17 protein-coding genes, 1 pseudogene and 1 riboswitch are annotated in these 17,890 nt (G+C 75.4%); of the genes and pseudogenes, 11 read left to right on the top strand and 7 right to left on the bottom strand.

Translation table 11 applies throughout. The features are described from left to right. The first annotated feature begins 83 nt into the window (after window positions 1-83). From rsfS to KPL60_RS11705, 7 genes and pseudogenes are all read left to right on the top strand, one after another. Window positions 84-467 carry a ribosome silencing factor gene (gene rsfS, locus KPL60_RS11735; RefSeq protein ID WP_226365823.1) on the top strand — a complete coding sequence of 128 codons (384 nt, stop codon included), beginning with the start codon at window positions 84-86 and terminating at the stop codon, window positions 465-467. Then, the gene (locus tag KPL60_RS11730) at window positions 464-1,084 is read left to right on the top strand and encodes a histidine phosphatase family protein (RefSeq protein WP_208825198.1); all 621 of its coding nucleotides are present in this window, start codon (window positions 464-466) and stop codon (window positions 1,082-1,084) included. The genes rsfS and KPL60_RS11730 overlap by 4 nt, the downstream gene beginning before the upstream one ends. Continuing rightward, on the top strand, window positions 1,077-1,808 hold the full coding sequence (gene octT, locus KPL60_RS11725; RefSeq protein ID WP_226365822.1) for a diglucosylglycerate octanoyltransferase: 732 nt from the start codon (window positions 1,077-1,079) through the stop codon (window positions 1,806-1,808). The genes KPL60_RS11730 and octT overlap by 8 nt, the downstream gene beginning before the upstream one ends. Further along, on the top strand, window positions 1,805-3,247 hold the full coding sequence (locus tag KPL60_RS11720; RefSeq protein ID WP_226365821.1) for an FGGY-family carbohydrate kinase: 1,443 nt from the start codon (window positions 1,805-1,807) through the stop codon (window positions 3,245-3,247). The genes octT and KPL60_RS11720 overlap by 4 nt, the downstream gene beginning before the upstream one ends. Window positions 3,248-3,256: 9 nt before the next feature. Next, window positions 3,257-4,111, top strand: coding sequence for a DegV family protein (locus KPL60_RS11715; protein WP_226365820.1), 855 nt, complete (start codon window positions 3,257-3,259; stop codon window positions 4,109-4,111). A gap of 194 nt (window positions 4,112-4,305) precedes the next feature. Next, window positions 4,306-5,646: a helix-hairpin-helix domain-containing protein gene (locus KPL60_RS34630; protein ID WP_308016731.1), complete on the top strand. Its 1,341-nt coding sequence runs from the start codon at window positions 4,306-4,308 to the stop codon at window positions 5,644-5,646. Between the two features lie 437 nt (window positions 5,647-6,083). Then, window positions 6,084-7,853 (top strand): annotated as a pseudogene (locus tag KPL60_RS11705) (ComEC/Rec2 family competence protein); the annotation flags it as partial. Between the two features lie 240 nt (window positions 7,854-8,093). Here the strand turns inward: KPL60_RS11705 and thrC are convergent. Next, window positions 8,094-9,362, bottom strand: coding sequence for a threonine synthase (gene thrC, locus KPL60_RS11700; protein ID WP_226365819.1), 1,269 nt, complete (start codon window positions 9,360-9,362; stop codon window positions 8,094-8,096). Between the two features lie 6 nt (window positions 9,363-9,368). Beyond that, window positions 9,369-9,522, bottom strand: a riboswitch (SAM riboswitch). 140 nt (window positions 9,523-9,662) lie between these two features. Between thrC and holA the strand changes: the two genes are divergently transcribed. After that, complete coding sequence (gene holA, locus KPL60_RS11695; RefSeq protein WP_226365818.1) at window positions 9,663-10,631, top strand: DNA polymerase III subunit delta; 969 nt, start codon at window positions 9,663-9,665, stop codon at window positions 10,629-10,631. 110 nt (window positions 10,632-10,741) lie between these two features. Here holA and rpsT read toward each other — a convergent pair whose 3' ends face one another. Further along, window positions 10,742-11,005 (bottom strand): 30S ribosomal protein S20, encoded by a 264-nt coding sequence (rpsT, locus tag KPL60_RS11690; RefSeq protein ID WP_062401442.1) that lies wholly within the window; start codon window positions 11,003-11,005, stop codon window positions 10,742-10,744. 171 nt (window positions 11,006-11,176) lie between these two features. Beyond that, complete coding sequence (cynS, locus tag KPL60_RS11685; protein WP_226365817.1) at window positions 11,177-11,641, bottom strand: cyanase; 465 nt, start codon at window positions 11,639-11,641, stop codon at window positions 11,177-11,179. Between the two features lie 232 nt (window positions 11,642-11,873). Here cynS and lepA point away from each other — a divergent pair, with 232 nt between their 5' ends. Continuing rightward, on the top strand, window positions 11,874-13,736 hold the full coding sequence (lepA, locus tag KPL60_RS11680) for a translation elongation factor 4 (RefSeq protein WP_226365816.1): 1,863 nt from the start codon (window positions 11,874-11,876) through the stop codon (window positions 13,734-13,736). Between the two features lie 85 nt (window positions 13,737-13,821). On the opposite strand, the gene KPL60_RS11675 is transcribed toward lepA, so the two are convergent. After that, window positions 13,822-14,250 (bottom strand): MarR family winged helix-turn-helix transcriptional regulator, encoded by a 429-nt coding sequence (locus tag KPL60_RS11675; RefSeq protein ID WP_062401445.1) that lies wholly within the window; start codon window positions 14,248-14,250, stop codon window positions 13,822-13,824. Between the two features lie 221 nt (window positions 14,251-14,471). Next, the gene (locus KPL60_RS11670; protein WP_208824788.1) at window positions 14,472-15,437 is read right to left on the bottom strand and encodes a zinc-binding dehydrogenase; all 966 of its coding nucleotides are present in this window, start codon (window positions 15,435-15,437) and stop codon (window positions 14,472-14,474) included. Between the two features lie 44 nt (window positions 15,438-15,481). Between KPL60_RS11670 and KPL60_RS11665 the strand changes: the two genes are divergently transcribed. After that, the gene (locus KPL60_RS11665) at window positions 15,482-15,664 is read left to right on the top strand and encodes a hypothetical protein (RefSeq protein WP_020626278.1); all 183 of its coding nucleotides are present in this window, start codon (window positions 15,482-15,484) and stop codon (window positions 15,662-15,664) included. 4 nt (window positions 15,665-15,668) lie between these two features. Here the strand turns inward: KPL60_RS11665 and KPL60_RS11660 are convergent, their stop codons facing one another. Then, window positions 15,669-16,514 carry an NAD-dependent protein deacetylase gene (locus tag KPL60_RS11660; RefSeq protein WP_226355983.1) on the bottom strand — a complete coding sequence of 282 codons (846 nt, stop codon included), beginning with the start codon at window positions 16,512-16,514 and terminating at the stop codon, window positions 15,669-15,671. 219 nt (window positions 16,515-16,733) lie between these two features. On the opposite strand from KPL60_RS11660, the gene KPL60_RS11655 reads away from it, so the two are divergent. After that, window positions 16,734-17,033 carry a hypothetical protein gene (locus KPL60_RS11655; RefSeq protein ID WP_226365815.1) on the top strand — a complete coding sequence of 100 codons (300 nt, stop codon included), beginning with the start codon at window positions 16,734-16,736 and terminating at the stop codon, window positions 17,031-17,033. A 55-nt stretch (window positions 17,034-17,088) separates the two neighbouring features. Here KPL60_RS11655 and KPL60_RS11650 read toward each other — a convergent pair whose 3' ends face one another. Next, window positions 17,089-17,877, bottom strand: a complete 789-nt coding sequence (locus KPL60_RS11650; protein WP_226365814.1) for an enoyl-CoA hydratase-related protein — start codon at window positions 17,875-17,877, stop codon at window positions 17,089-17,091. Window positions 17,878-17,890 lie beyond the last annotated feature (13 nt).

Here is a 17,890-nt window from a genome sequence, read left to right as displayed (position 1 = left end):
CCGCCCGGTGCCCGCCGCCCAAGCCCCCGGTGCCCGGCTGACACACTGTCGAGGTCAATCGTGGTCGTGAAGGGAAGAGTGTGGTGACGGCATCACCGGAGGCGGTCGAGCTGGCGAAGGTGGCCGCGGCCGCCGCGGCCGACAAGAAGGCCGTCGACATCGTCGCGCTCGACGTGTCCGACCAGCTCGCGCTGACCGACTGCTTCGTGCTGGCGTCGGCGGCCAACGAGCGTCAGGTCCAGGCCATCGTCGACGAGGTCGAGGAGAAGCTGCGCGAGCGCGGCAGCAAGCCGACCCGCCGCGAGGGCGACAACGACAACGGCTGGGTGCTGCTGGACTTCAACGACATCGTCGTGCACGTCATGCACACCGAGCAGCGCGGCTTCTACGGCCTGGACCGGCTCTGGAAGGACTGCCCGGCGATCGAGGTGCCCGACCCCCAGGGCGACCCGGACGGCACTGCATGACGCTGCGCCGGGTCACCCTGCTGCGGCACGGGCAGACCGAGTACAACTCCGTCGGCCGGATGCAGGGGCACCTGGACACCCGGCTGACCGACGCCGGTCGCGCGCAGGCCGCGGCCGTCGCGCCGCGGCTCGCGCAGGAGCGGTTCGACCGGATCATCACCTCGGACCTGACCCGCGCCCACGACACCGCGACCGCGGTGGCCGAGGCCGTCGGGCTGCCGCTGTCGGTGGACAAGCGGCTGCGGGAGACCCACCTCGGGGACTGGCAGGGACGCACCATCGCCGAGATCGGTGCCGACGACCCGGGCGCGATCGCCGAGTGGCGGTCCGACCCGCGGTTCACCCCGCCCGGCGGGGAGTCCCGGGTCGACGTCGTCGTCCGGTCGCTGCCGGTCGTCGAGGAGCTGGACCTCGAGTACGCCTCCGACCCGGAGGAGCGCTCCGTGCTGCTCGTCGCGCACGGCGGCATGATCGCCGGGATGGTGTGCGGGCTGCTCGACCTGCCGCAGTCGTCCTGGCCGGTGATCGGCGGGCTGGGCAACACCCGGTGGGCCGTCGTCGCCCGCCGTGACGACCACCCCCGCTGGCGCCTGTCGGGGTACAACATCGGTGCCTGACCTGCTGGTCGTCGGGGACTCGCTGGCCTTCCACGGACCCGAGCGGCCCTGCCCGGCCGACGAGCCGAGGCTGTGGCCCAACATCGCCGCCGCCCGCCTCGGCGGCCGCGCCGAGATCGTCGCGCGCGCCGGGTGGACGGCCCGGCACGCCTGGTCGGCGATCACCGGGGACCCGCGGGTGTGGGCGGCGCTGCCGCGGGTCGGCGCGGTCGTGCTCGGGGTGTCCGGGATGGACTCGCTGCCGTCCCCGCTGCCGACCGCGCTGCGCGAGCTGATCCCGGTCCTGCGGCCCGCCTCGCTGCGCCACGCGGCCCGCAGCGCCTACCGGCGCGCCCAGCCGCGGCTCGCCCCGGCGCTGGCGCGGCTGCCCGGCGGGGGACCGGCGACCCTGCCGCCCCGCCTGACCGTCGCCTACCTGGAACGCTGCCGGGCCGGTGTGCACGCCCTGCGCCCCGGGCTGCCGGTGGTGGCGCTGGCACCGTCGGTGCACCGCGCCGCCGACTACGGCCTGGCCCACCCGCACCGTGCCGCCACCGACGCCGCGATCCGCCGCTGGGCGGCCGGCGCCCCGGCGGTGACGGTGCTCGACGTGCCCGCCCTGGTCGGCGAGCACGTCCTCGGTGGGCACGGCAACCCCGACGGGCTGCACTGGGGCTGGGCGGGCCACGCCGCCGTCGGGGAGGCGCTGGCCGGGCTCCTCGCGGCCGTGGGGGACCGGCCGTGACCCTGCTCGGCATCGACCTCGGCACCACCTCGGTCAAGGCGGCGGTGTTCACCGGCGACGGCGTCCGGGTCACCGCGGCCCGTGCCGCCCACCCCACCGCGCGGCCCGCACCCGGGCACGCCGAGCAGGACCCGCACGACTGGTGGTCCGGGCTCACCAAGGTGGTCGGCGCACTCGGCCCGGCACTGGCCGGGGTGACGGCGGTCGGGGTGTGCGCGCAGGTCAACACCCATCTGTTCGTCGACGACGGCGGCGCCCCCGTGCACCCGGCGATCACGTGGCAGGACGGCCGGTGCGGCCCGGTCGCGGCGGCACTGACCGAGCGGCTCGCCCCCGCCGAGCGGGCCCGGGTCCGGGGCGGGCTGGGCACCGTCGACGCCTCGCACGCGGCCGCCCGGGCCGCCTGGCTCGCCGAACACCGGCCCGACGCGTGGGCCCGCGCACGGAGGCTGCTCGCCCCCAAGGACTGGCTGCTCGAACGGCTCACCGGCACCGCCGTGGCCGACCCGCTGTCCTCGACCGGGCTCCTCGACCCCGACGGCCGGTACCCGGACTGGCTCGACCTGCTCGTCCCCGGGCTGCGCGCGATGCCGGCGCCCCTGGCCGACCCGGCGTCGGTCGCGGGGGAGACCACCGGCGCGGGCGGGCTCCCGGCCGGGCTGCCCGTCGCCGTCGGGACGATGGACGCCTGGGCGGCGCTGCTCGGCGGCGGGATCGCCGCCCCCGGCGACGCGATCGACATCGCGGGCACCTCGGAGGTCCTGGCTCTCGCCGCGACGCCCGGCGGCGGCGCCCCGGGCATCGTCACGTTCCCGCCGTGGCGCGGGCTGCACGTGCACGCCGGGCCCACCCAGGCCGGCGGCGACGCCCTGACCTGGGCGTCCGCGGTGCTCGGCGTCGCACCGGGCGAGCTGCTGGGCCGCGCCGCCGGCGCCGACCCGGGCCAGGTCCTGTTCCTGCCCCAGCTCGCCGGGGAACGGGCCCCGCTGTGGGACCCGGACCTGCGCGGGCACTGGCTCGGCGCTGGCTTCGCCACCGGGTCCGCCGAGCTGGGCCGCGCCGTGCTGGAGGGCGTCGCGCACGCCGCCCGGCACGTCCTGGGGCCGCTGGAGGCCGCCGCCGGACGTCGCGCCGACACGATCGCCGCCTGCGGCGGTGGTGCGGCGAGCGACCTCTGGTGCCAGATCAAGGCCGACGTGCTGGACCGGCCTCTCCGCCGCACCGCCGAGCGCGACGCCGGGGTGCTCGGCGCCGCGATGCTCGCCGCGCTCGCGACCGGCGACGCCGCCTCGGTCGGTGAGCTCGCCGGGCGCATGGTGCGGGTCGACCGGGAGTTCACCCCCGACCCGCGCACCCGCGGCCGCCTCGACGACGCGCACGGCCGCTACCTCGCCGCGCAGCGGGCACTGGCACCGCTGTTCCGCCCGCCGGGTGGATAGGGTCCGGCCGTGCCCCCCTCGCCGGTCGCCGTGGTCACCGACTCCACCGCCCACCTGCCGCCCGGCGTCGCGGAACGGCGGGGCATCCACGTCGTCCCGCTGGAGGTGCGGCTCGGCGAGCGCACCGCCCGTGACGGTGTCGACGTCTCCGCCGCCGAGCTGATCACCGCCCTCGCCGACCGCAACCTGCTGGTGCAGACCTCGCGCCCGACCCCGGCCGCGTTCGCCGAGCGCTTCACCGCCCTGCTCGACGACGGCGCCCCCGCCGTCGTGGCCGTGCATCTGTCCCGGGAGCTGTCCGGCACCTGGGACGCTGCCCGGCTCGCCGCACAGGAGGTCGCCCCGGACCGGATCCGGGTCGTCGACTCCGGCGCCATCGCGATGGGTCTGGGCTTCGCCGTGCTGGCCGCCGCCGACGCCGCCGGGGCGGGCGAGGCCCCCGACGACGTCGAGGCCGTGGCCGGAGCCGTCGCCGCACGGGCACGGGTCCTGTTCGCGGTGCAGGACCTGGAACGGCTGCGCCGTGGCGGCCGGATCGGCGCCGCGTCCGCGCTGGTGGGCACGGCCCTGTCGGTCAAGCCGATCCTGCACCTGCGCGACGGCCGGATCGCGCCGCTGGAGAAGGTGCGCACGACCTCGCGCGCGACCGAACGGCTCGTCGCGCTCGCGGTCGCCGAGGCGGGTCCGGGGGCGCACGTCGCCGTGCACCACCTCGGTGCCGAGGACCGGGCCGAGGACATCGCCGACCGGCTGCGCGAACAGCTGCCCGACGCCGCCGGGATGCACGTCTCCGAGGTCGGCGCGGTGATCGGGGCGCACGCGGGACCGGGGCTGGTGGGGGTCGTGGTGGTGCCGGCGGGCTGACCGCCTCCCCGGAGGGTGGCCGGCCCCGGCCGCCCTGCCACGAGCCGACGGGCCCCGCCGGTGTCTAGCACGGACCGCCGACGATCCGGCCCCGTGACGGCCCACGGGACGCCGTCGGTCCCCAATCGACGGATCCGTCCACAGGCCGGACACCGGCCGGTCGGAACGGGTGTGGCGGCCCTAGCGTCGGCTGCGTGACCAGGACCGACGCCTCCCTCGACCCGGCCCGGCGGCTCGCCGGGATCGGGACGCGCGGGCGGCCGGACACGGTCGCGGACCGGCTCGATCCCCCGACGGTCCCGTTGCCCGCGCTGCCGCTGCCTCCCGGCCCGGCCGAGTCACGCCCCGGACGAGCGCCCGCGCCCGGGCCACCCCCGCCGCACGATGTCCGCGGCGCCGGTTCGCCGGGTACGACGCCGCCGGCGTCCGGGCCCGGCGCCTCGCACGGTGTGGCGCCGATGTGGCCCGCCGACCCCGGCGCCTCGCACGGTGCGGCACCGGGGTGGACCGCCGACCCCGCCGACCCGCGGGGCGCGACGCCGCTGTGGCCCGCAGACCCCGGCGCGCTGGACGGGGCGGCACGGGGGTGGCCCGCCGACCCCGGCGCCTCGCACGGTGCGGCACCGGAGTGGACCGCCGACCCCGCCGACCCGCAGGGCGCGACGCCGGTGTGGACCGCCGACCCCGACGCCGGCCATCCCCTGGCCCTGCTGGCCCGGGACGATCCCGCCCCGCCCGAGGAGGCCCCCGGCGACGACGGCCCGCACGGCGGGCGCCCCTCGTGGCTGCGCCGCCGGGCCCAGCGGTGGCTGCCGTCGTCGCTGGCCGGGGCGCGGGTCGACCCGGGCCGCCCCGGTGCGCTCGCGCTGGTGGCGGTGGTGCTCGTCGGTGCGCTCGTCGCCGGGGTGGGTGTGTGGCTCGACCGCCCCACCGTGCAGCCCGTCGGCGGCCTCCCCGAGGTGACGGCGGTGCCCGGCGAGGCGGCGGCCGGGGAGGCGGACCGGTCGGCGGGCGCGGACGCACCGGCACCCGTCGCGGCGGCCCCGGTCACCGCGGGGCCGCTCGTCGTCAGCGTCGTCGGGCGCGTCGCCCGGCCCGGCCTCGTCCGGGTGCCCGACGGGTCGCGCGTCGCCGACGCCCTCGACGCCGCAGGGGGCGCGCTGCCCGAGGTCGACCTCAGCGTGCTCAACCTGGCGCGGCGGCTCGGGGACGGCGAGCAGATCGCGGTCGGCGTCCCGCCGGCCGTCGACGCCGCCCCGGTCCTGCCCGCCCCGGGCTCCGAGCCCGCGTCGGGCACCGAACCGGGCGCGGCCGCCGCACCCGCCCCGCCCGGCGCCCCCGGCGGGAAGATCGACCTGAACACCGCGACCGCGTCCGACCTCGACGCCCTGCCCGGCGTCGGTCCGGTCACCGCGAAGAAGATCGTCGACTGGCGCAGCGCCAACGGGCGCTTCAGCCGGGTCGAGCAGCTGCGGGAGATCGACGGCATCGGCGAGCGCCGCTTCGCCCAGCTCCAGGAACTGGTGCGGGTGTGACCCGCGCCGGAGCCCGCCGGGCGGACCCGGTCCACGGGGAGCACGAGGAACAGGCCGAGCGTCCCGCCCCACCCGACCTGCGTCTCGTCCCCGCCGCGCTCGCCACGTGGGCCGCCGTCCTCGCCGGGCTGCTCGGCGGCACCGCGGGTGGGATCACCGCCGCCGTCCTCGCGGCGCTCGCCCTGCCGGTCGCGCTGCTCCGCGCCCGGGCCAGCGCCCGCGCCGCGGCACCGTCCTCGATCGTGCTCGCCGCGGCCGGGTGCGCACTCGTCGCGGCCGTCCTGGTCACCGTCCACGCGGCCGCGCTGGCGTCGCACCCGCTGCGGGCACCCGCCGACCGCGGCGCCGCCGCCGAGGTCCGCGTCCGGCTCACCGACGACCCCCGACTCCTGCGCAGCACCACCGGCGGCGGCGACGAGTCCGGCGCCGCCCGGGCGATGGCGCTGGTACCCACCGAGCTCGTCACGGCCACCGTCGGCGGGGACCGGGCGACCACCGGCGGGAAGCTCCTGCTCCTGGCCCCGGCGGCGAGCTGGACCGGGCTGCTCCCCGGCCAGGAGGTCTCCGCCGCCGGGCTGCTCATGCCCGCACAGCGCCCCGACCTCACGGTCGCCGTGCTGAAGGTCCGGGGTGCGCCGCAGGACGTGACCGCGCCGCCCTGGTGGCAGACCGGTGCCGGGGCGCTGCGCGACGGCCTGCGCGACGCGGCGGTCTCCGCGCTGCCCGAGGCACCCGCGGGACTGCTGCCCGGGCTCGCGATCGGGGACACCCGCGCCCAGCTCGCCGAGACCGAGCAGGACTTCCGCACCGCCGGGCTCGCGCACCTCACCGCCGTCTCCGGGGCCAACGTCGCGATCATCACCGGGGCGGTGCTGCTCCTCCTGCGCCTGTTCCGGACCGACCCGCGGATCGCGGCCGCGGCGGCGATGCTCGCCCTGGTCGGGTTCGTCGTGCTGGCCCGGCCGTCACCGTCGGTACTGCGGGCGGCGGTCATGGGCGGGGTGGTGCTGATCGCGTTCGCGGCCGGCCGGGCCCGATCGGCGGTGCCCGCGCTGGCGGTGGCCGTGCTCGGCCTGCTGCTGGCCGCCCCCGCCCTGGCCGTCGACGCCGGGTTCGTGCTCTCCGTCGTCGCCACCGGCGCACTGGTGCTGCTCGGTCCGGGCTGGACGGCGGCGCTGCGACGGCGCGGGCTGCCGTCCGGACCGGCCGAGGCATTGGTCGTCCCGGTCGCCGCGGCCCTGGCCACCGCGCCGGTGATCGCCGGGCTCAACGGGGGAGTCGGGCTGGTCACCGTGGTGGCGAACCTGCTCGCCGCGCCCGCCGTCGCCCCCGCGACGGTGCTGGGCGTGCTCGGCGCGGTGCTGTCCGCGGTGAGCCCGGCCGCCGCGTGGTGCTGCGCCTGGCTGGCGGGACCGTTCGTGTGGTGGCTGGTGGTGGTCGGGGACCGGGCCGCCGCGGTGCCCGGTGCCACCGTGCCGTGGCCCGCGGGGGCGGGCGGCGCGCTGCTGCTCACCGGGGTGCTGGTCGTGCTGCTGGCGATGGGCCGGGTGCCCCGGCTGCGGGCGCTGTTGCTGGCCCTGCTGGTCGGGCTGCTCGTCGTCCTCGTCCCGACCCGGTTCGCACCGCCCGGCTGGCCGCCCGCCGGATGGCGGATGGTGGCCTGCGACGTCGGTCAGGGCGACGCGCTCGTCCTCGCCACCGGTACCCCCGGGCACGCCGTCCTGGTCGACACCGGGCCGACCGACGACGCCGTCGACACCTGCCTGGACCGGCTCGGCGTCCGGGTCCTGGAGCTCGTGGTGATCACCCACTTCCACGCCGACCACGACGGCGGCCTCGCCGGCGCGCTGCGTGGCCGCGCCGCGGGCGGCATCGCCGTCGGGCCGGTACGGGAACCGGCGTCCGGGCTGCGCGACATCACCCGGCGCGCCGAGGAGGCCGGTGCCCCGGTGGTGGGGCTCGCGCGCGGGATGGAGCTGGGCTGGCCGGAGCTGCGCCTGCAGGTCCTCGGCCCGGTCCACCCGCCCCTGACGGTCGACGGCAGCGACGGGACGGCGGTCAACGACATCTCGCTGCTGCTGCGCGCGACCACCCCGGCCGCGACGATCCTGCTGACCGGCGACGCCGAGCTGGTCGCCCAGGACGACCTGATCGACTCCGGTGCCGACCTGCGGGCGGACGTGCTGAAGATGCCCCACCACGGGTCCCGCAAGGTGGTCCCGCGGCTGATCACGGCCGTCGCGCCGCGGGCGGCGGTGATCAGCGTCGGCAACGGCAACAGCTACCGGCACCCCAACCCGGAGCTGGTGGACCGGCTGGCCGGGTCGGGGATCGTCGTCGCCCGCACCGACCGGTCCGGTGACCTGGCCCTGACCGGCGACGACCCGGCCGGGCTGACGGTGGTCGCGCGGGGCGACCCCCGTCCGGCGCCCGGCCGGCGGGGCCGGTCAGCCCAGGTTCGCCAGCGCCTCGCGGACCGCGGCGGACGTCGACGGCACGGTCGCCGTCGGGCCGACCTCGCCGGAGACGGCGTCGAGGGTCTTGAGGCCGTCGCCGGTGATCATGAGGACGGTCTCGGCGTCGGGGTCGAGCGCCCCGGCCTCGAGCAGCTTCTTGGTGGTCGCGATGGTGACCCCGCCCGCGGTCTCGGCGAACACACCCTCGGTGCGGGCCAGGAGCCGGATGCCGGCGACGACCTCCTCGTCGGAGACGTGGCCGACCGAGCCGCCGGTGCGGCGCACCGAGTCGAGGACGTACGGGCCGTCGGCCGGGTTCCCGATCGCCAGCGAGCGCGCGATGGTGTCCGGCTTCTGCGGCTGGATCACGTCGTGGCCGGCCTCGAAGGCCCGCGCGACCGGCGAGCAGCCGGTGGCCTGGGCACCGAACACGGTGTACGGGGTGGGCTCGACCAGACCCAGGGTGCCGAGCTCGGTGAACCCCTTGTCGATCTTGGTGAGCTGGGAGCCGGACGCGACCGGGACGACGACCTGCTGCGGGAGCCGCCAGCCGAGCTGCTCGGCGACCTCGTAGCCCAGGGTCTTCGAGCCCTCGGCGTAGTACGGCCGGACGTTGACGTTCACGAACGCCCAGTCCTCGTGCTCGGCGGCCAGCTCGGTGGCGAGCCGGTTGACGTCGTCGTAGTTGCCGTCGACGGCGAGCAGGGTGCCGCCGTAGACGGCGGTGGTGACGATCTTCGCCTGCTCCAGCGAGGACGGGATCAGCACGACCGAGTCCCAGCCGGCGCGGGCGGCCGCGGCGGCGACGGCGTTGGCCAGGTTGCCCGTCGAGGGGCAGCACAGCACCGAGAAGCCGAGCTCACGGGCGGCGGCGAGCGCGACGGCGACGACGCGGTCCTTGAACGAGTGCGTCGGGTTGCCCGTGTCGTCCTTGATCCAGATCTTGCGGACGCCGAGCGCGCGGGCCAGGTTGTCGGCCTCGATCAGCCGGGTCAGGCCGGGCTCGGTGTTCGCGTGCTGCTCGACGGTCGACGGGACCGGCAGCAGGTCCTTGTAGCGCCAGATCGACTTCGGCCCGGCCTCGATGGAGGCGCGGGTGACCTTCGGGAACTCGTAGGCGACCTCGAGGGGGCCGAAACAGCGCGGACACGCGAACTCCGCGGCGAGCGGGATCTCGTGGCGGCACTCGCGGCACGCGAGAGCGCGCGCGGAACCGAGGTCGTAGGCGGAGGTGGTTTCGGGCGCAGCAGTGAGAGTCACGAGATCTCCTCATCTGTCCCGCCGGACGTGGCGGGCCGGAATTGGCACCGTGTTCGTCGACGTCCTCACCACGCGGGATGCGCAGGTCTGGGCGGATCGTCGTGCGACGCCGGTTGCCGGGGCTTCAACGGGCCGTTCCCTCTGCCCCTCTGGATGAGCCATATGCGGTTGTGGTGCTCCGGACGCCGGGCGCCGGAATCGACGACGACCGTACGCGAGCGGGGCACCCCACCGCCAGACGACGTCCTCCGGTCGGGACGCGGCTCACCCGTTGTCGGGGGTGTGGGCCACCATGGGGGTGTGAGCAGCACGAGCGAACCGGGCCCGCTGCAGCTGGTCGTCGGGGACGAGGAGTTCCTGGCCGAGCGGGCGGTGTCCGACCTGGTCCGGCGCGCCCGGCAGCGCGATCCGGAGACCGAGCTGCGCCGCTTCCGCACCTCCGAGGTGGCACCCGGCGAGCTCGCCGGGCACCTCAGCCCCTCGCTCTTCGCGGAGGGCAGGGTGATCGTGCTCACCCACGGTCAGGACGCGAACAAGGACATGACCGCCGCCATCGCCGACTACGTGAAGGACCCGGCCGACGGGATCGTGCTCGTGGTCCAGCACGCCGGGGGAGCGAAGGGCAAGGCGGTCCTGGACCTGATGCGCAAGGCCGGGGCCCACACGGTCACCTGCAACCGCATCACCCGCGCCGACGAGCGGTCGGACTTCGTGCGCGACGAGGTCCGCCGCCACGGCGGCACGATCACGCCCGGGGCGCTCGCGGTCCTGGTCGAGGCGGTCGGGTCGGACCTGCGGGAGCTGGCGGCCGCGGCCGGGCAGCTCGTCGCGGACACCGGTGGCTCCGTGGACGAGGCCGGGGTGCGGCGCTACCACCGCGGCCGGGCGGAGTCCTCGGGCTTCGCGGTGGCCGACGCGGCGGTCGCGGGGGACCGGCGGGCGGCGATGGAGGCGCTGCGGTGGGCGCTGGTGCTCGGTGTCCCGCACGTGCTGATCGCCGACGCGCTCGCGGACTCGGTGCGCACCCTGGCCAAGGTCGGCTCGGCCGGGCGGGGCGACCCGAACCGGATGGCCGGGGAGCTGGGCATGCCGCCCTGGAAGATCCGCAAGGCGCAGCAGACGGTCCGGCAGTGGCGCCCGGAGCAGCTCGCCGTCGCCATCGCGGCGACGGCGCGGGTGAACGCCGACGTCAAGGGTGTCGCCGCGGACGCCGGGTACGCGTTGGAGCGGGCCGTACTGGCCGTCGTCTCCGCGCGCACCCCGCGCTGACCCGGCCGGACTACGGAGCGCACCGACGGCGCGACCCCGGGCGGGCCCGGAATCACGACGACGGCGCCGCCCGGGTGGGGCGGCGCCGTCGTCGGAAGAACCGGGGTGGCTCAGGCCTGGACGTCGTTGAGACGCTTGGCCAGGGCCGACTTGCGGTTCGCCGCCTGGTTCCGGTGGATGACGCCCTTGCCGGCCGCCTTGTCGAGGGCCTTGGCCGCCTTGCGCTGCAGCTCCACGACGTTGTCGGCGCCGGAGTCGGCGGCCTCGCGGAAGTGGCGGATCGCGGTCTTGACCGACGACTTCACCGACTTGTTGCGCTGCCGGCGCTTCTCGTTGGTCTTGACTCGCTTGATCTGCGACTTGATGTTGGCCACGTCTGCCTCTGGTCTTCCTGCCTGCTGGTCGGCTGGTGAGTGTTCTCGTCCGGGTCCGCTCCGGCGGCACCGAACAGCATCACTGGAGAGAGGGTCCAGGCCGTTTCGGGCGAGCACGCCGAGCGCTCGACGCACAAGGTTACCAGCGGCGTCGTCGCGCCCTGTGCCGGGTCACCAGACGCGGTAGGGCAGGAACTTCCCGTTCAGCGTGATCACGGCCCGGTCGCCCTTCGGGTCGGGCACCCGCGCGAGGTCGAGCTCGAAGTCGATCGCGGACACGATGCCGTCGCCGAACTCCTCGCGGACGAGCTCGGAGATCGTCGTCCCGTAGACCTGCACCATCTCCGAGAGGCGGTAGACCAGCGGGTCGGTGAGGTCCACCGCGGCCGCGCCGCGGACCGGCGGGAGGGTGAGGGCGTCGACGACGTCGGCGTCGAGGTCCAGCAGGTTCCCGGCGGCCTCGGCCTGCTCGCGGGTCATCGTCTGCTGGCCCAGCAGGGCCGAGGTGGACCATTCGAGGGACGCGCCGACGGCCTCGGCGACCGCGTCCCAGCGCAGGCCGAGCCGCTTCTTCTGGGCCAGCACGATGCGGGCGGCGCCGAGCCGGTCGAGCGGGGTGAGGGGGCTGACGAACACGGTGATCCTCCTGCGTCGGGCGGCGTGGGGCGGACCCGATCGTGCGCGCCCCGGGCCGGGGGCGGCAACGCCGGGAGCCCGCGCGTGAACGGCGTGTGACGACCTGCGGTGCCACCACGGCGGTCGCCCGGCCCGACATGGGACGATGGGTCCCAGTGCCCCGAGCCCCGAGTGCCCTGAGCACCCGAAGTGCCCGAAGCCCCACGCATGAGCGAAAGCCGAGTACAGCCGAGTGACGACGTACGCCGACCGCACGTTCACCCCGCCGGAGCGCATCCGGAACTTCTGCATCATCGCCCACATCGACCACGGGAAGTCGACCCTGGCCGACCGGATGCTGCAGGTCACCGGGGTGCTCAGCGCGCGTGACGCCCGGGCCCAGTACCTGGACCGGATGGACATCGAGCGCGAGCGCGGCATCACGATCAAGGCGCAGAACGTGCGGCTGCCGTGGACCGCGAAGAACGCCGACGGTGTCGAGACCGAGCACGTGCTGCACCTGATCGACACCCCGGGCCACGTCGACTTCACCTACGAGGTGTCCCGGGCGCTCGAGGCGTGCGAGGGCGCGATCCTGCTGGTCGACGCCGCGCAGGGGATCGAGGCGCAGACCCTGGCCAACCTGTACCTGGCCATGGAGAAGGACCTGCACATCATCCCGGTCCTCAACAAGATCGACCTGCCGGCGGCGGACCCGGAGCGCTACGCCGCGGAGATCGCGCACATCACCGGCTGCGAGCCGGAGGACGTGCTGCGCTGCAGCGCCAAGACCGGTGAGGGTGTGGAGGCGGTGCTCGACGCCGTCATCGCGCAGGTCCCCGCCCCGGTCGGCGACGCCGACGCCCCCGCCCGGGCGATGATCTTCGACTCGGTCTACGACACCTACCGCGGCGTCGTCACCTACATCCGGGTCGTCGACGGGAAGCTCTCGCCGCGCGAGAAGATCAAGATGATGTCCACCGGTGCCGAGCACGAGCTGCTCGAGATCGGGATCGTCTCCCCGGAGCCCAAACCGTCCGACGGCCTCGGCGTCGGCGAGGTCGGCTACCTCATCACCGGGGTGAAGGACGTCCGCCAGTCCAAGGTCGGCGACACCGTCACCAGCAAGCGCAACGGTGCGACGGACGCGCTGACGGGCTACCGCGAGCCGCAGCCGATGGTCTACTCCGGGCTCTACCCGATCGACGGGTCGCAGTACCCCGACCTGCGCGAGGCGCTGGACAAGCTGCAGCTCAACGACGCCGCGCTCACCTACGAGCCGGAGACCTCGGCCGCGCTGGGCTTCGGCTTCCGCTGCGGCTTCCTCGGCCTGCTGCACCTGGAGATCACCCGCGAGCGGCTCGAGCGCGAGTTCGACCTCGACCTGATCTCCACCGCGCCCAACGTCGTCTACCAGGTGACCACCGACGACGGCGAGGAGATCGAGGTGACCAACCCCAGCGACTGGCCGGTGGGCAAGGTCGCCGAGGTCCGCGAGCCGATCACCAAGATCACCATCCTGGCGCCGTCGGAGTTCGTCGGCACGATCATGGAACTCTGTCAGAGCCGGCGCGGCCAGCTCGGCGGGATGGACTACCTGTCCGAGACCCGCGTCGAGCTGCGCTACACGATGCCGCTCGGCGAGATCATCTTCGACTTCTTCGACAACCTGAAGTCCCGCACGCGCGGCTACGCCAGCCTCGACTACGAGGAGGCCGGCGAGCAGGTGGCCGACCTGGTCAAGGTCGACATCCTGCTGCAGGGCGAGGCCGTCGACGCGTTCTCCGCGATCGTGCACAAGGAGTCGGCGTACTCCTACGGCACCTCGATGGCGACCAAGCTGCGCGAGCTCATCCCGCGCCAGCAGTTCGAGGTGCCGATCCAGGCCGCCGTCGGCGCCCGGATCATCGCCCGCGAGACGATCCGCGCGATCCGCAAGGACGTCCTCGCCAAGTGCTACGGCGGCGACATCTCCCGCAAGCGCAAGCTGCTGGAGAAGCAGAAGGAGGGCAAGAAGCGGATGAAGACGATCGGCCGCGTCGACGTCCCGCAGGAGGCCTTCGTCGCCGCGCTGTCCACCGGCGGCGGGACGGCCACCGAGAAGCCCAAGAAGTAGCTCCCGGACGCGAAGCGGGCCCGACTCCCAGCTGGGGGTCGGGCCCGACGTGTACGTGGTGGGGGCGGGGGAGCGCGGGGGCGGTCTACATGACCGAGCCCGCCCGGGGGCCGGGGATCGGCCCGTCGCACGGCGCGGGCCGGGCGGCGGGGGCACGGCGCGGCGACAGGATGCGCTGCACCCGCTGGCAGACGGACTCGACGACCGTCCGTCCCTCGGCCGACAGGTGCACCAGCACGCGGCGCCGGTCGAGCGGATCGGCCGACCGGTAGGCCAGCTTCTTCTCGACGAGGCGGTCCACGATCCGGGTGGCCGTGGGGGCGGGCAGCGACGTGTGTCCCGCGACCTCGCCCATGCTGCGGCCGGTGCCGCGGGCGAGCATCAACAGGACCCGCCAGCCGTCACGGCTGACGTCCGTCGAGGACGGGTTGGTGGACAGGGCTGTGGCCACGGCGTGGTCGACCCGGTCCAGGAACTCGACGACACCCGCGGCTCCAGGCGTCGGGGCAGCCATGGTGGCAGTCCCCGACGCCCGTCGACTGAAAGGCTCGGTCACGATGACGCACTGTACTTGCCGAACGGGCGAAATCCGACCCTGTCCTGGGCAAACGTCCCCCGAGCGCCGGACGGTCGTCACGCAGCGATGACGGACAGGCCGACGACCAGCGATTTCGTAGACCGCTTGACGTCCACCAACGACATCACGACTGCATCACACCCGGATCACGTAACGCCCTAGCGGGTCAGGACGATCTTCCCCGCCGTGCGCCCCGCGGACATCGCCTCGAACGCCTCCTTCGCGGAGTCCATCGGCAGTTCGGTCCCGATCTCCGGCGCGATCCCGGCCGTCGCCACGAAGTTCATGAGATCCGCGAGCTCCTGCCGCGTCCCCATGGTCGAGCCGACCACCTCGAGCTGGAGGAAGAACAGCCGCTGCAGGTCCGCGGGCGGGTTCGGGCCCGAGGTGGAGCCGCAGATGACGATGCGGCCACCGGGGCGCAGCGCCCGCATGGAGTGCTTCCAGGTGGCCTCGCCGACCGACTCCATGACGGCGTCGACCTTGCCCGGCAGCTTCGCCCCGGACTCGAACGTGGCGTGCGCGCCGAGCCGCTCGGCCAGCGCGCGCTTCTCCTCGTCGCGGCCGGTGACCCACACCTGGAAGCCCGCGGCGCGGCCCAGCTGGACCAGCGCCGTCGAGACGCCGCCGGAGGCGCCCTGGACGAGCACCGTCTGGCCCGGCTGCAGTCCCGACTTGGTGAACAGCATCCGGTACGCGGTCAGCCAGGCGGTGCCCAGGACGGCGCCCTGGCCGGGGGTGAGGCCCTTCGGGGCGGGGACCGCGTTGCGCGCCGGGACGATCACCTTGTCGGCCATCGTGCCCTGGTGGCGCTCGGTGAGCAGGGTGCGCTTCGGGTCGAGTGTCTCGTCGCCGCGCCAGTCCGGGTCGCCGATGATCGGGTAGAGGACGACCTCGGTGCCGTCGTCGAGGGTCCCGGCGCCGTCGCAGCCGAGGATCATCGGGAACTGGTCGGGCTTGATGCCGACCCCGCGCAGCGTCCACAGGTCGTGCATGTTGAGGCTGGCGGCGGAGACGTTGACGGAGACCCAGCCGTCGGGGACCTCCGGGTCGGGCCGCTCGCCCACGACGAGGGAGTCGAGGGGAGCGTCGGCGTTGGGCTCCTGCGCGTAGACAGCGAACATGGCCCCGAACCTAATGCCTGGGCCCGGGGACTACCGTGTGGAGTGTGCGCACGATCATCGACGGCTGGGACGCGTTCGAGCTGTGGCTCACCGGCTTGCCGTTCGTGGTGCAGGTCGTGTTCGTGACGGTGGTGGTCCTGCCCGCGTGCGCGTTGGTCGCGATCGGTGCCGACCGCGCCACCCGGCGCTTCGACACGCCCCGCGGGCGTCGCGACGGCGGGGCCTGAGCGCTCAGACCGGCTGGGCCGCCAGCGCGGCCAGCGCCTCCGAGCAGCCCGCGTCGACGCGCAGGTCGGCGAGCTCGTCGCCCCGGGTCGCCCCGCGGTTGACGATCACGACCGGCACCTCGGCCCGGTGCGCGGCCCGGACGAACCGCAGCCCCGACATGACGGTGAGCGAGGACCCGGCGACGAGCAGCGCGCCGTCCTCGGGGGTCAGCGCGGCCACCATCGCGTAGCAGCGCGCCACCCGGTCCTTCGGCACGTTCTCCCCGAAGAACACGACGTGCGGTTTGAGGACCCCGCCGCAGGACGCGCACGGCGCGATCCGGAAGCCGTCGGTGATCTCCACCGCGGCGTCGCCGTCGGGGGCCGTCTCGACCTGCGCGCTGTGCGCCTCGGTGAAGCCGGGGTTGAGCGCGGTGAGCCGGGCCGCCAGCGCGTCGCGCGGGGTGATCCGACGGCAGTCCAGGCAGACGACCTCGTCGATGCGCCCGTGCAGGTCGACCACGCCGCGGCTGCCGGCCACGGAGTGCAGGCCGTCGACGTTCTGCGTGATCAGCCCGTCGACGACGCCCGCCGCCCCCAGCGCGGCCAGCGCGCGGTGTCCGGGGTTGGGGTCGGCGCGGCGCATCCGGGCCCAGCCGACGTGGCTGCGCGCCCAGTACCGCCGCTGCGCGGGCTCCCCGGACACGAACTCGGAGTAGGTCATCGGGTTGCGCGGCCGCGAGCCCGGGCCGCGGTAGTCCGGGATGCCGGAGTCGGTGGACAGCCCGGCCCCGGTGAGGACGACGAGGCGCCGCCCGCCGAGCAGGTCCAGTGCCGCGCCCGGGTCGGTGCTGACGACGGGGACGCTCATGCCCTCCAGGGTAGGCGCGCCCGGCGGCTCCCCGCCCCTCGGCGGCCCGCTCCTCCGCCCCGCCGGCATACGCCGAGTGGCACGCCATGAACCCGTCGGGGCCGGTTCCGGGTCCGTGGTGTGCCACTCGGCGGACCCCGGCGACCGGACCGGTTCGCGATCGCACACCGGGGACACCGAACGGCCCCGCCCGGCGCGGTGTGCCCGGATCCTGCGTCGGTGGACGTGCCGGGGTGGCCCCTGATCTTCCGTGGCTCGGCCGCCGTCGGCGCGGGCCTCGTGACGGCGCGACGGCTGCAGGGCCCGGCGTTCGTCCGGGTGCTGCCCGACACCTGGGCCGCCCGGCACCTCGTCCCGCTCGGGCACGCCGACCGGTGCCGGGCGGTGTTCCGCTGGTCCGGCGGTCGCGGGGTGATCGCGGGATGGGCCGCGGCGGAGCTGTCCGGCGCCCCGTGCGCGCCGGTCGGGGCGCCGGTCGACGTGGTGCTCCCGGTCCGGGCCCGGGCCAGGCCGTGGTGAGCCGGGGCGGGGCGAGCCGGGCCTGGTCGGGCCGGGCCGGGCCGGGGCGCGGGGCTCAGCCCTCCGGCACCCAGGACGGCGTCCGCTTCTCCCCGAAGGCCAGGATGCCCTCCTGCCCCTCCTCGGAGGCGAAGTACGAGGCGGACAGCGTGTTCATCGCGGCGAAGTCGTCGGTCATCGTCGCCGGGCGCTCGCGGCGCAGCATCGCCTTCGCCCCGGCCAGGGCGCCGGGCGCACCGAGGCGCAGCATGCCGGTGTAGCGGGCCACCTCGTCGTCGAGGGTCTCCGCCGGGACGGCGCTGTTGATCAGCCCGACGGCCGCCGCGCGCCGCGCGTCGAAGGTCTCCCCGGTCAGGAAGAGCTCGTGCGCGGCGCGGGCGGACAGCCGGGGCAGCACGGTCACCGAGATGACCGCGGGCACGACCCCGATGCGGACCTCGGAGAAGGCGAAGGTGACCGACTCGGCGGCGACGGCGATGTCGCACGCCGCCACGATCCCGACCCCACCGGCGCGGGCCGGGCCCGACAGCCGGGCGACGACCGGCTTGGGGGAGTCCCACAGCGTCGTCAGGATCCGCGGCACCTCGGTGACACCCTGCTGCTCGGCGCCTGCACCGCGGGACTCCTTGAGGTCCATGCCCGCGCAGAACACCGTGCCGGTGTGGGTCAGCACGATGACCCGCACCGCGTCGTCGGCGATCGCCGCGTCGAGGTGCGCGATCAGCTCCCGGCGCAGCTGCGCCGAGAGTGCGTTGCGGTTGCGCGGGGAGTCCAGGGTGATCGTCGCGATCCCGGCCTCGACGGCCAGGTGGACGAGCTCGGGGGAGTCGACGGTGTCTGCCACCCCCGCAGACTAG

Origin of the sequence: Pseudonocardia sp. ICBG162 (assembly GCF_020496225.1) — a bacterium.
Classification (GTDB): Bacteria; Actinomycetota; Actinomycetes; order Mycobacteriales; family Pseudonocardiaceae; genus Pseudonocardia; species Pseudonocardia alni.
This window is presented reverse-complemented; position numbering and strand designations above follow the sequence as displayed.